12 protein-coding genes are annotated in these 14252 nt (G+C 39.8%); 11 read left to right on the top strand and 1 reads right to left on the bottom strand.

What is annotated here, in order from left to right:
• Position 1 precedes the first annotated feature (1 nt).
• The 10 genes from A5877_RS10520 to spx all read left to right on the top strand — a co-directional run bounded on the left by A5877_RS10520 (position 2) and on the right by spx (position 12200).
• Complete coding sequence (locus tag A5877_RS10520; protein ID WP_086316804.1) at positions 2–1363, top strand: citrate/2-methylcitrate synthase; 1362 nt, start codon at positions 2–4, stop codon at positions 1361–1363.
• A gap of 319 nt (positions 1364–1682) precedes the next feature.
• Positions 1683–2642 (top strand): sugar ABC transporter permease, encoded by a 960-nt coding sequence (locus A5877_RS10525; RefSeq protein WP_016611473.1) that lies wholly within the window; start codon positions 1683–1685, stop codon positions 2640–2642.
• A gap of 9 nt (positions 2643–2651) precedes the next feature.
• Positions 2652–3539, top strand: coding sequence for a carbohydrate ABC transporter permease (locus tag A5877_RS10530; protein WP_086299004.1), 888 nt, complete (start codon positions 2652–2654; stop codon positions 3537–3539).
• Positions 3540–3550: 11 nt separating this feature from the next.
• Positions 3551–5116, top strand: a complete 1566-nt coding sequence (locus tag A5877_RS10535) for an extracellular solute-binding protein (protein WP_086316805.1) — start codon at positions 3551–3553, stop codon at positions 5114–5116.
• Positions 5117–5178: 62 nt separating this feature from the next.
• Positions 5179–5826, top strand: a complete 648-nt coding sequence (locus A5877_RS10540; RefSeq protein ID WP_086316806.1) for a DUF624 domain-containing protein — start codon at positions 5179–5181, stop codon at positions 5824–5826.
• 220 nt (positions 5827–6046) lie between these two features.
• Complete coding sequence (locus tag A5877_RS10545) at positions 6047–7060, top strand: LacI family DNA-binding transcriptional regulator (protein ID WP_086299007.1); 1014 nt, start codon at positions 6047–6049, stop codon at positions 7058–7060.
• A gap of 13 nt (positions 7061–7073) precedes the next feature.
• Complete coding sequence (locus tag A5877_RS10550; RefSeq protein ID WP_086316807.1) at positions 7074–9368, top strand: glycoside hydrolase family 65 protein; 2295 nt, start codon at positions 7074–7076, stop codon at positions 9366–9368.
• A 222-nt stretch (positions 9369–9590) separates the two neighbouring features.
• Positions 9591–11012, top strand: coding sequence for a peptidoglycan DD-metalloendopeptidase family protein (locus A5877_RS10555; RefSeq protein WP_280517192.1), 1422 nt, complete (start codon positions 9591–9593; stop codon positions 11010–11012).
• 286 nt (positions 11013–11298) lie between these two features.
• Positions 11299–11700 (top strand): Asp23/Gls24 family envelope stress response protein, encoded by a 402-nt coding sequence (locus A5877_RS10560; protein WP_005227156.1) that lies wholly within the window; start codon positions 11299–11301, stop codon positions 11698–11700.
• Between the two features lie 50 nt (positions 11701–11750).
• Entirely contained in the window at positions 11751–12200 is a 450-nt protein-coding gene (gene spx / locus A5877_RS10565; protein WP_008376310.1) for a transcriptional regulator Spx, read from the top strand.
• A gap of 149 nt (positions 12201–12349) precedes the next feature.
• Here the strand turns inward: spx and rpsD are convergent, their stop codons facing one another.
• Positions 12350–12961, bottom strand: a complete 612-nt coding sequence (gene rpsD, locus A5877_RS10570; RefSeq protein WP_005227158.1) for a 30S ribosomal protein S4 — start codon at positions 12959–12961, stop codon at positions 12350–12352.
• A gap of 368 nt (positions 12962–13329) precedes the next feature.
• Between rpsD and A5877_RS10575 the strand changes: the two genes are divergently transcribed.
• Positions 13330–14127 carry a formate/nitrite transporter family protein gene (locus A5877_RS10575; RefSeq protein WP_005227159.1) on the top strand — a complete coding sequence of 266 codons (798 nt, stop codon included), beginning with the start codon at positions 13330–13332 and terminating at the stop codon, positions 14125–14127.
• The last annotated feature ends 125 nt before the right edge of the window (positions 14128–14252 follow it).

Below are 14252 nucleotides of genomic sequence, written 5' to 3' on the forward strand. Positions count from 1 at the left end.
CGTGGAAAGATTAGAAAAGAAAGAGAAATTGTCCTATCTTGCATCGCAATGTCAGAAATACAATTTGATAGATATGAATCTTTATTCAGAATATGATGTAAAGCGTGGACTGAGGGATTTAAATGGCACGGGGGTCTTAGCAGGTCTTACGACGATCTCCACCATTTATCCAGAAAAAATCATTGCCGGCAAGCCAGTTGAAGCTTGTGGCGAGCTGCGTTATCGCGGAATTGACATCAATGAGTTAGTATCAGGGTTCGTCAATGAAAAACGTTTTGGCTTTGAAGAAATTGCATATTTATTACTTTTCGGCGAACTGCCAAACAAAACAGAACTTGCGGCATTTCATTGCCTATTAGCAGAAAAACGTACTTTGCCGACCAATTTTGTTCGTGACGTCATTATGAAAGCACCTTCTTCTGATATCATGAATAGTTTATCTCGCAGTATCTTGACACTGGCAAGTTATGATCTGCAAGCAGATGACATCAGTATTGAAAATGTGTTGGAACAAAGTCTGATGCTGATCAGTGTCTTTCCACTCTTGGCAATCTACGGCTATCATGCCTACAATCATTACAATCAAGGGGAGAGCATGTACATCCACCGCCCGACCGAAGAGTTGAGTACAGCTGAAACGATTTTGACTATGCTGCGTCCAACGAAAGAATATAGCTTCCAAGAAGCCCAAACATTGGATATGGCACTTGTTTTGCATATGGAACATGGCGGCGGGAATAATTCGACCTTTACGACACGAGTCGTTACCTCCAGTGGGACGGATACCTATTCAACGATTGCTGCAGCGCTAGGTTCTTTGAAAGGGCCTAAACACGGTGGTGCTAATATCAAAGTGACAGAAATGATGGGAGATTTGAAGCGCAACGTTGCTGATATTACCGATGAACAGGCGATCCGCAGCTATTTGGAAGCAGTCTTAGATAAAGAAGCGTTTGACCGTAAAGGATTGATTTATGGCATGGGCCACGCGGTATACAGCGACAACGATCCCCGTGCGGCGATTTTTAAAAATTATGTGGCAAAATTGGCCCAAGAAAAAGGATCAGAAGCTTGGCAAGAATATCAATTGTATACGATGGTCGAACGTATTGCTCCTCAAGTCATCAATGAAAAGCGCAAAATCTACAAAGGAGTCAGTGCCAATATCGACTTTTTCAGCGGGTTTGTTTATAACATGTTGGATCTGCCAGAAGAACTGTATACACCAATGTTTGCTATCGCGCGGATCGTCGGCTGGTCCGCCCATCGGATCGAAGAGCTGGTCAACGCACAAAAAATCATGCGTCCCGCCTACAAAGAAGTGTCAAATGATCGGGAATATATCGATATAGAGTCAAGATAGATCAAAACAGCAGGGAGGAAGCTCGCTGCTGTTTTTGTTTTGTTCAAAATCCTAGTGCTTATAAGACCATCCAATTACTCAGAAGAAGTTTGTTGTTTTTTATTAATGAAAGCGTTGACAAGAAATAAGTTTAACGTTAAACTTTGTCTTATAGTTTAACGTTAAACCTTCAAGAGACAGACAAAAAAATTGATTGACTTCTAAGTAAAAAAACAATCAGGATACGTGGCCAATGATTGTTTAACATTCGTTCTATAGTAGACGAAAGGCTATTTGGAGGAGTAGTTACTTTTTTCCTATCTCTACCGTAAAACAAAAAATGAAAAGAATGATTTTCTTTGTAGGAGGGTTACATGTGCAAAAAAAAAGCAACGCAAATTTTCACAAGAATAAAATGAAAAATAGTCTTTCTTTGTACGTCTTATTAGCTCCAGCTTTGATTTTATTAGTCATATTCACCTATATTCCAATGTATGGTTTAGTAATTGCATTTAAAGATTACACTCCGTCACTGGGTATTTTTGGAAGTCCATGGGTTGGTTTTAAGCATTTTTCTCAATTTTTTAATTCGTTTCAATTTGGAGTAACCCTTAGAAATACACTAACTATTTCCCTCTACAGTATGATTGTCGGCTTTCCATTGCCAATTGCATTAGCAATTCTCTGCAATCAAATTCGTGTAGAAAAATTCAAGAAGTTTTTCCAAGTCACCACCTATTTACCTCACTTCATTTCTACAATGGTTATGTGCGGGATGTTGATCTTGTTTCTATCACCTACCAATGGTTTGATTGTCAACCTCATGCGGCTTGTTGGCATAGAATTGCCTTCTTTGCTTTCTCAGCCAGGAAGTTTTGCAAGCGTATATGTTTGGAGTGATGTCTGGCAACATGTTGGATGGGACAGCATTATTTATTTAGCGGCCTTATCAGCGATCGATCCCACTTACTACGAGGCTGCGACTATGGATGGTGCCACAAGACTGCAAAAAATCAAGTACATTGATTTACCACTGATTCTTCCCACCGCAATGATCTTGCTTATATTAAGAGCGGGCAGTTTATTGAGTGTTGGGTTTGAAAAAGTGTTGCTGTTGCAAAATGCTTTGAATTTAGCAGGAAGCGAAATTATCTCCACATATGTTTATAAAGTAGGGTTAATAAACTTTCAATATAGTTATTCAACTGCTATCGGCTTATTTAATACAGTGATCAATATAATCATATTGATATTAGTGAATGCATTGTCGAGACGCTTGACGAAAACTGGGTTGTTTTAGGAGGAGATTATGAAAAAAAGTAAGAAAACTGGTTCTGAAAGGATATTCGATTTCTTTGTTTATGGGGTAGCCATTTTGTTGATCCTTCTAATCATTTATCCGCTTTGGTTTGTGATCATTGCTTCCTTTAGTGATCCAGCGGATGTCGGGAATGGGAATGTTTGGTTGTGGCCAAATGAATGGCGATTAGATGGGTATATCCGCTTATTCGAGCAGACCTTATTCTGGCGAGGCTACTTGAATACCATTTTATATACCATAGTAGGAACCGCTGTCGCATTGTTCGTTAATATCCCCGCTGGTTATGCCTTATCTAGAAAAGATTTGCACGGTAGGAAATGGCTGGCTTTATTGTTTATTATTCCCATGTTCGTTTCGGGCGGCTTGATCCCGATTTACTTAACGATCAAGAATGTTGGCCTCTTAGATACGTTTTGGGTAATGGTCATTCCTTTTGCAGTATCTAGTTACAATATCATCGTAGCTAGAACATTCTTCAACAATAGTATTCCTGCTGGTTTATGGGAAGCAGCTCAAATTGATGGTTGTGGAACGATCCGCTATTTCTTTAGTATGGTACTGCCACTTTCAAAAGCGATATTGGCTGTTATCGGTTTATGGACAGCAGTTGGTATTTGGAATTCATGGTTCAATGCATTGATTTATTTGACCAATGACAATCTACAACCATTGCAATTGATACTTAGACGGTTACTAATAAGTAATCAATTACTACAAACACAAGCAACCGGAGAACTTGCATCTGAGCTAAGAGCAACGGCAGACATGATGAAATATGCAGCAATTGTCGTATCTACAGCACCAATTATGATGTTATACCCGTTTTTACAAAAGTATTTTAATCAAGGTGTCATGATCGGCGCGTTGAAAGAATAAAAAATGGAGGAATGATGATGAAACAGTTTAAATGGAGGTATTTGTTTTGTTCTTTAGGAATTTTAGGGATGATGACTGGCTGTGGAAATGAAGGGGCGGTAGGGGAGCAAGGAAGTGACACGAATCAATTTAAAATCACCACTGTTCGCTGGTCAGACTGGGGAGATGATTTTACAAAAGGCTTTTTAGAAGATGCAGAAGAAAAAGCGGGGATTCAAATCGAATGGGATATTCATCTTTCAGCAGATTGGGGTGAGAGAAAGTCTGTATTGATGGCTGGGGGCGATTTGCCTGATGCCTTTTTAGGGTCAATCACCTTTAATGATGCAGAAATAGCACAAAACCAAGATGTGTTTATTCCATTAGAAGACTTGATTGCAGAAAACATGCCTAATCTTACTCGTATCATGTCGGAAGATCCGAAAATTAAAGCAATGATTACATCACCAGACGGGCATATCTATAGCTTGCCGAAAAAATTACCAATGCGTCCGCTCATTGCGAACCAACTATTTATCAATCAAACATGGCTTGATAATCTTGGCTTGGAGATGCCTGATACCTATGAAGACTTTATTGATGTCTTAACAGCTTTTAAAGAAGAGGACGCCAATGGAAATGGAGATGCAACAGATGAGATTCCTTATGGTGTCGGAAACTTTAGTGAAACCTTCTCATTCATTTTACCGTTTAACAATCGGCTTGGAGCTGACAATACGTACGAAATGTCAATGAAGGATGGAAAACCAATCTACTTACGCATGGAAGAAACCTATCGTGATGGCATTGCTTGGATGAGTGAGGCGTATCAAGCTGGGTTAATTGATCCAGAATTGTTTACCCAAGATACATCCATGAGTGATGCGAAACGAATGAATAAAGATACCGCTCTTGTAGGGGTGGCTGCTGGCTGGACGGCGGATGCAACGTTTGGCTTACATGCTGAGGAGTATGTTGCACTACCACCATTGAAAGGACCAGATGGACAACGCTATGTCATATCCGATCCAGATCATTATAACTACGGTCGGAATGAGTTTATGATAACAACGAGTTGTGAAAATCCTGCTGAGCTCTTAAAGTGGGCTGATCAATTCTATACAGATGATGCAAGTATTCAAACCTTTTATGGCTCATTTGGTGTTGGGGTTGAGAAAAACGGGGACCAGTATACAGTTTTACCACCACAGGATGGGAAATCAGCGGATGAATGGGCTTGGATCAATTCATTGCGCGATTTTGGACCAAAATATGTGGATGATCAATTTAATGAGCGTGTGACGATTGATGAAACACAAGGGGATGGATTGAAATTGATTCTTGATAGTGAAATCAATCAATACGTCCAACCTGCATTTCCGAATGTGATTTACTCGCAAGAAGAATTGGCTCGGTTGTCAGCACTTTATGTAGATATTAGTTCTTATGCTTCCCAAATGGCTGCCAAATGGGTAGTAGAAGGCGGAATTGAAGAAGAATGGGAGAGCTATCTGGAACAATTGAACGCAATGGGGATCGAAGAGTTTATGGGAATCCAAAACGATGCCTTTGATCGATACTCAGCAATTATAAATTAGATCGTGCGGGCTGAAGTAGAAATACTGCTTCAGCCTTCCTATTCTAGGTGAAAGGAGTATACATGAAAACTTTGTTTCGATTTGATACGCCATTGATGAAAGGATTAACAAGGATTACCGATATATGCTTGCTTAACGGCTTATTTCTTCTTACTAGTCTGCCGATCCTTACAATCGGCGTCTCTTTGACAGCCATGAACACTTGTTGGCAAAAAATACTGGCGGGGCAAGAAGAAGGGCTTGTGCGACACTACTTTTCTACGATAAAAAGGGATTTTTTTGAAGCAACAATTATTTGGGTAGGTATTCTTTTTTTTACAACGATCTTTTCACTCAATTTCTATTTGTTTACCCTTCAAGCTATAGTCTTTAGGGTGATTGGCTTAGCCATTTTATTCCCTTTCATCGTCTGTCTCTTATTATTGTTTGTCATGCTATTTTCTTATATTGGTAGATATGAAGATGGTGTGTGGCGTAGTATCAAGAACTGTTTGCTGATAGCGATTCAAAATGGGAAGCAAGCGGGTTTGCTGTTGCTCTTTAATAGTATGATGATGTATTTTAGCTTGAGTAGTCCCGAAAGATTGTTGACTGCTATTTACGTTTATACGTTTGGTGGGTTCGCCATGACTTCATTGATCAATAATCTACTCTTAAAAAAAATGTATCAAAAGACTGAGCGAACCATCGCTGAACCCCAAGAAATTTGATGAGTTCGTAGTTAGCTAGAGACCTTGATCCATGTGCTGTTGCCCCTTTGTCCTACAAAATAGAGAGCGTAAGAAGAACTCAAGGAGGAAAGAGTCCACTTTCTTAAATTGTCATTGTTCTAATAAAGGGTACCCATTCTTGTTGGCTATCCTTTGATTGATGCTTCTCGACAATGCGGTATAATAAGGAAAAACAAGTACTATCGAAAGGACAAAGCGCATGAGGATTACAATTAAAAAAATTGCAGAAGAAGCAGGGGTCAGTGTGACGACAGTCTCGAATGTTATAAATAAAAAAGCGCACCGTGTGTCCCAAGATAAGATAGAAATGATCGAAGGGATCATAAAAAAATATAATTATTCACCAAATATGAATGCACGAGCGTTAGTCAAATCTTCTTCTCGCTTAATTGGGGTACTGTATTTTTCAGATCAAAAAAATTTGGACTTTGCGGACCCTTTTGTGACAGAAGTTCTAGATGGCATACAGCGAGTGACAAAAGAGCACAGCTTTTTTACACTCGTCCATAGCGTGACCAAAACAGATGATATTGGAGAATTACAGAAAAATTGGAAATTTGATGGGTTTATTGCAGTAGGATTTAGTCAAGAATTATTTGAAGAAGTCAATCGGATTGTCCAGGTCCCAATCGTTTTCATTGATACGCATCTAGAGGATGAAGTGTTCAATCGAATCACGGACTATCCGAATAGTTTTTTTATTAATACGAATGATCAAAAAGCGGCATATGAAGCGACTGCCTTTTTACTTGAAAAGGGTCTGACTAAGATCGGCTTTTTGTCCTATGAATTTGATCAATCAAAGACATCGGTTATTCAACAAAGGTATCTAGGCTATCATCAGGCTTTGCAGGATTTTGGTATAAAGCTTGATGAGGGATTAGAGTATACAGAAGAACAACAAGCAACAATGATCAGCAGCATAGACAAGTTTCAAGCAGTGCTCGTTACAGCAGACTACTTAGCGATCAAGTTTATTCATAAATTAAAACAAGAAGCTATTTTTTATGAAAAGAAACTGTCGATCATCAGTTTTGATGATATCCGTTATGCAGCTTTAAATGATCCTCCATTAACTACGATCAGATTAGATCAGATTAAAAAAGGGGAAGCAGCCATGACTACCTTGGTCAATATCATTGATAACCATTCGAATGAACCGCAAATCACATTACTCAATGGGAAATTGATTGTAAGAAAAACAACATACTAGAAAGGAACGTGTTATGGGGAAAATTGCAGATAGATACTATACGGTTGATCCGTGGAGTGTTTCAGAAGAAGGGTTTGATAAAGAACGAAGTGAAGTGTCCGAATCGATCTTTTCTTTGGCAAATGAATATATGGGCATCCGAGGTTATTTTGAAGAAGGATATTCGGGAGAACGATTGCTAGGTAGCTACTTCAATGGAATCTACGAAAATAGCCCAAAGGAAAACCGCGTAAAGTATAAGGGGATCATTTCGAGGAGTCATTTTATGGTCAATGCGGTCGATTGGCTATATACCAGAATTTGGTGTGGTGAGGTGTTACTAGATTTAGCTTATTCAGATATCGAATCTTTTCAACGACGACTTGATCTTAGAACAGGTATCTTGACTCGTAGTTTTTATTGGAAACCTGAGAAGGATATCAAATTAAAGGTGACTTTTGTACGTTCACTAGATAGAGAAACGGTATCATTAGGGTATCAGCAGATCTCGTTAAAAGTCATTGAAGGTAGTCCATCCATCTCAATTTTGATGGGGATTGACTTTGCCACGAGCCATCTATCTGAAGGTCAAAATTTTTGGGTGGAACGAGAAAAAGAATCTTCAAATAGGCATGCGTTTTTAGCAGCAGAAACAAGAAGCACCAAGCAAACCATTTATGCGGGTTTTTCTTTATCCGCCACTGAATCCCTCGACACGCAACTTGTGGAAAGGGATAAATTTATCGGCCGTAAGTTTAACGTTAAACTAGAAGAAGGGATGAACTTTCAAGTAAACCGAAATGCGGTAAATATTGCCGATAAAACCGGACTTGATTTAAATCAACTAAAACAACATTGTCTCACCGATCTGGAAAAAAGTCTTTCCTTTGATGAGATGCAACGAAAGAGTCGCACCTATTGGCAAAACGTTTGGGCTAAGGAAGACATCCAAATCGATGGTGATCCAAGTAATCAACAAGGGATTCGCTACTGCATCTTTCAGTTGCATCAAACATACCATGGTCAAGATCCTAGTCATAATATTGGTGCGAAAGGGCTCACTGGTGAAGCATACGGTGGACATGCTTTTTGGGATACGGAAACTTCCTGCCTGCCTTTTTACTTATTGACAAATCTTGATGCAGCAAAAAATTTATTAGAATTTCGCTATCATACTTTGCCGGAAGCCAAAAAACGAGCACGCCAGCTTGATTGCCAAGGAGCTTGTTACCCTATCGCTACATTGAATGGGAACGAAGCCAGCGATCTTTGGCAGCATGCAAGCCTTCAGTTTCAGCCAAGCACCGCTGTTGCATATGGCATCTGGCACTACATGCAGGTAGCAAAAGATACTGAATTTTTGTATGGACATGGGATCGAAATGTTGATTGAAATTTCACGCTTTTTGGCTTCTAGAGGTGATTGGTCTCCAGAAGGTGAATTTGGCTTTTTTGGGGTGATGGGACCAGATGAATTTCAGATGATGGTAAACCACAATACGTATACAAATTATATGGCGAAAAGAACATTCGATTATACTGTAGAGGTATTGAAAAAATTGAAAACGAGTAATGAAACTAGATATAGTACACTTCTATCAGCGCATGGTTTGAGTGAAAAGGAGATTGGCTACTGGCAAATTTGTAGCAAAGAAATGCTTATTTTAAAAACGGAGTATGGTTTGTTTGAACAACATGATGGTTTTTTCAAATTACCTCATGTGGATATCCGCTCGATTCCCATCGAAGAGTTCCCGCTTTATGATCATTGGTCCTATGATCGCATCTATCGTAACAATATGATCAAACAACCAGATGTCTTAATGTTTCTTTTCTTGTATAACCAATCTTTTCCGAAAGCGGAAAAGCAAATCAACTATGATTACTATGAACCAAGGACGATTCACGAATCCTCGCTGTCACCTTCGATCCATTCTATTTTGGCGGCAGAATTGGGAATGGAAAATGAAGCATATCATTTTTTTGAATTTGCCACTAGAATGGATCTGGATAATTTCAATCGTAATACTCGTGAAGGATTGCATATGACTTCGATTGCTGCAGCTTGGATGAATATTGTCTATGGATTTGGTGGCGTGAGAACTGATAGGGAAGGAATAAAACTAGCCCCCACAATTCCAGTTGACTGGAAAAAATATACATTCAAAATTACGTATAACCAATGTTTGATTGACGTGTCAGTCACCCATCAGTCAATCAAAATTTCGCTAATAAAGGGTAGAGCTATTCAACTACAAGTTTATCAAAAGAAACTGACGCTTACTCAAAACCCCATCGTCATTGAGCGATCAACGAAAAGAAGCGTCTGAATTTCTTAGCCCTCATTCGCATAAAAACAACGGTGAAGAAAAGCACCGTTGTTTTTTGTTTTTTTGCAAGCAAGAGGAACTTTTTGTGCGTAATTAAAGATAGGAAAGAGTAGCAAAATATCAAGTATTTCTCCTTTTTCATATAGGAATGCAAAAATTGATTACAAAGTTTCTTGCATTTTTTGTATGATAGAGGGAGGAATAAAGGAGGAAAGTTCACGAATGAAAATAAAGAAATGGATGGCAATTGCCATTATTACCAGTCAATTTTCAACATTGCTGCCAGTATCAGCGGCTGCGGCTGTTTTAACGAGCGAGTCTACTGCTGGTCAAAATACAGCTGAGTCAACGGTTCCGGGAGTGAACGGGCCAACAATGGGCTTGGTCCCTGAAGATGCCGCAACGGTACCAGGAGAAAACGGCGAAGTAGTTCCAGGAGAGTCAACACCTGTTCCTGAACAGCCAACACCAGAACCATTGCCAGAACCGGAACCAACCCCGACGCCAGAACCAACACCAGAAGAACCGGCACCAAATCCTGATCCAGAGCCGAATCCAGAGCCAGAACCAACACCTGAGCCGGCGCCAGAACCAGAAGAGCCAGCACCAAACCCAGAACCAGAGACAACACCAAATCCAGAGCAAGAATCAACACCAAGCCAGCCTTCGCCTGACATCAAAGAAGTACCGAACGTACCAGAGTTGACGGTAACGCCGCCGCAAGAAGATGAGCCAGCAAAATTTGAAGTCACGCCAGTCAAAGAAACGTGGGACTTTATTATGGAGATTGGAGAAGATGCTCGTAAAGTTGGACAAGAAGAAGATCTTTACGCATCGGTCATGATTGCACAAGCGATTTTAGAGTCTGGTAGCGGAAGAAGTCGTCTGAGCCAGGAGCCTTTTTATAACCTATTTGGTATTAAGGGACTTTATGAAGGGAATGGAATTTCCTTCCAAACGCAAGAAGACGATGGTTCCGGTAATTTATACACAGTTCATGCCACGTTTCGCCAATATGACAGTATCGAATCTTCTTTGAAAGATTATGCGAAATTGTTGAAAGAAGGATTGGACCACAATCCGAATTTTTATAAAGGTGTTTGGAAATCAGAAACGGAGTCTTATGAAGATGCCACGGAATATCTGACCGGGCGTTATGCATCAGATACACAATACAATGAGAAGCTAAATGCGCTGATCGAAGCATATGCTCTGACGAGTTATGACAAAGAGAAACCAGAATTACCGACAGGCAGCGAACAGATGATCTATCCTGTCAGCAATCCAGTTGTCTCTTCTGTCTTTGGTCCGCGAGGCAATGGGTTTCATCGTGGAGTGGACTTCGCCGCCCCGCAAGGAACGCCGATCATGGCTAGTCTTTCAGGAACGGTGATCCGCTCAGAGTATCATTCTTCATGGGGGAATTATGTTGCTATCGAGCACAAAGATGGGCTGACGACATTGTATGCGCACAATCATCGCAATTTAGTGGAAGTCGGTCAAACGGTCGAACAAGGCGAAGTGATTGCTTCCATGGGAAGTACGGGGAACAGTACAGGTCCTCACTTGCATTTTGAAGTTAGTCTTTCACCTAGTTTAGCCCGGCATCAACTGATTGATCCATTAGATGCCTTATCAAAATAACAAAGAATAAAAGAGAGCAGTGTAGCTGCTTTCTTTTTTTTGTCAAGAAAAACGAATCATTTCAGGAAAATTATGCTTTGAGATTTTTTTAGCGCATTCATTTTATCTTGCACGATAAATTTATTCCGAAAACAAGTGTTTTTCTTTGTAAAAAAAACAAAAAGAATTTATGCTAGAAAGGTAGGGAAAAAAATTCCCAAGAGGAATGTCCACTTTAGACAAGGTCGTGTATGCGACTTTGCGATGTCTCTAGTATCCTTTCTTATTTAACCAAGGAGTGTGAAAAATGACTGACGATCAGCAAACAACGAATGTGTCTAATGAAGCAGCGCAAGCAAGTCCACTGTCCTTTGAAGAGAAAGTCATTGAAACAATTGTTGGTGTCGCTTTGCAGTCAATTGATGGCTTGATTAGTGTAAATGGCAGATTTCTTTCAGATATGACCGAAAACCTTGAAGAACAGCCGCAAGTCGCTTCTGGCATCGATGTGGAAGTTGGCAAAGAAGAGGTTGCAGTTGATTTGGAAGTAATCGTGGCTTACGGCAAAGATATCCCCAAACTCTTTGCGCAAGTCCAAGAAGTGGTCTTAGAAGAAATTAGCCGCTTGACTTCTTTAAAAGTTAAAGAGATCAATATTCGAATCGCCGATATCGTCAAACAGGAAACGATCGATCAAATCGAAGGTTGAGCACCACGCAAAAAATCGAAGTACATCAAAGAGAAAGGAAGAATAAACAAATGATATCACTATATACAACACCCAGCTGTACGTCATGTCGTAAAGCCCGTGCATGGTTGACCGAAAATGAACTGCCATTTAAAGAGAGAAACATTTTTAGCGATCCATTAAATAGTGATGAACTAATGGAGATTCTTTCTTTAACAAAAAATGGAACGGAAGACATTATATCTACTCGTTCGAAAGTGTACCAAAAGTTAGACATCGATTTAGAAGAGTTGAAGCTAGAAGAGCTACTTTCATTGATCGAACAATACCCGAACTTATTGAAACGGCCAATTATCTTAGATGAGAACAAGCTCCAAGTGGGGTACAATGAAGAAGACATTCGTAAATTCGTGCCACGAAACTTACGAAAGATCATTTTCAAACGACGCCAAACAGAGCTGCTCATGTTTAATTATCGCCAAAAGCAAGAAGAAGGCGAATCTGTTGCGAACTTTATCTAATAATAGGAACAAAACCGGCAAATGAATACAGCGATGTATCATTGTCGGTTTTTTTGGTATTTTTTCAAGGGTCTTCTTAAGAGGATCAGTAAATCCGTTGATTCCACAAAAAAACACGATTCCAAAAAGGAATCGTGTCGGTTGAAATCTTAAAGTTTTTGGTTGTAGAATTCAACGACTAGTGCTTCGTCAACTTCTGCAGACAATTCATCACGCTCAGGTAAACGAGTTAATGAACCTTCTAATTTTTCGCTATCAAAGCTTACAAATGACGCGCGGCCAGCTGTTGCTTCAACTGCTTCTTTGATTGTTGAGATGTTTTGTGATTTTTCACGAACGCTGATGACTTGTCCAACTTCAACGTGGTATGAAGGGATATCAACGCGTTTGCCATCAACTAAAACGTGACCGTGGTTTACTAATTGACGTGCTTGACGACGAGTAGTTGCTAAACCTAGACGGTAAACAACGTTATCTAAACGTTGTTCTAGCAAGATCATGAAGTTAACACCGTGTTTACCTTCTTTGATTTTGCTTGCTTTGATAAACAATGTACGGAATTGACGTTCGTTCATGCCATACATATGACGCAATTTTTGTTTTTCAGTTAATTGCATGCCGTATTCTGATTTTTTGCCACGGCTGTTTGGTCCGTGTTGTCCTGGAGCGTAAGGGCGACGTGCCAATTCTTTTCCAGTTTCTGATAAAGAAATTCCTAAACGACGAGAAATTTTCCATGATGGTCCTGTATAACGAGACATAATTTAGTTCCTCCAATAAAATAGTTTGGAGTAAAATAATCCGTTGAAAAACTCACATTCGTGCAGTTCGTTCTTCAATCTTCACCTTTGCAGCCGCGGTTACGCAATTGCACCCGAGGGGCAACGAACTGGTGACGAGCTGTTATTTTCCTGCTGCATTATTTTACACAAGGAATAGTATACGACAAACTAGGGGCAAAAGTCAAGATGGAGCTGGCTTTGGATTTGATGAAAACAAATCTTGAAATTTTTCATTAATTACTTATATTTTCAAATATCTCTTTACAAAACAGCTTTTCGTCATTAGAATATGAAAGTATTGTGCAAATGATAACGAAGTGAAATTATTCATAAAAGGAGTAGAAAAAATGAATCCAGTATCCCCATTATTTGAGAAGATCGATTCTTCCATAGAAAAGAAAATCGATCTGATCAAGAGTAGTTATTTGCGTTACGCTGTACGTGCGATGATGGCTTGTTTATTCTTGACCCTCGGAACAGCTATTGCTTTTGCGATCGCTATGAAAGGTGAATCGATGGTTCACGGGTTAGGGAAAATTCTATATGCATTTATGTTTAGCTGGTCTTTAGTCATGATTCTTTATATGAACGCAGAATTAGGAACATCAAATATGTTGTATATGACTGTTGGGGTTTACCGTAAACGTCTAAGTATTCCTTTGGCATTGAAAATTTTGCTTACGTGTGTCTTGTTCAACTTGATCGGCGGGGTGATCTTCGGCTCAATCGTTGCACTGACAGGTCCTTTTCAAGGGCTGACCGCAGACAACTTTATGCTGACCTCGATCACTGCGAAATTAGAAAAATCGACCATCCAAATTTTAGTAGAAGCGATGTTCGCCAATATCGTTGTAAACACAGCTGTGCTAGTAAGCATGCGGATGAAAGACGATGCCGGAAAAGTTGCAGCAATCATTTTCATCATCTTCATCTTTGCTTTCTTAGGATTCGAACACGTTATTGCTAACTTCCCAGCGTTTACCTTAGCTTTCTGGGCTTCAGGCGGACACTTGGCAGGTATGACTGTCGGCAGTGTGATCCATAATTTAGTTTTTGCCTTTATCGGTAACTATATCGGCGGTGGCTTGGTCATGGGGCTGGGCTATGCATGGTTGAACAACTCAAAATCGACCTATGTCGACTAATTAGAACCTACCAAAAGAAGCAGCGATGCTTCTTTTTTTTTCTTTTCTCTAACATTTCTCCAGGAAGAAGCCATCATCCCTTAACGGAGCGTTGAAATCAGCGCCTATTTATGTTAAGAATAAGT

Source organism: Enterococcus sp. 3C7_DIV0644 (assembly GCF_002141235.1).
Lineage (GTDB): Bacteria > Bacillota > Bacilli > Lactobacillales > Enterococcaceae > Enterococcus_D > Enterococcus_D entomosocium.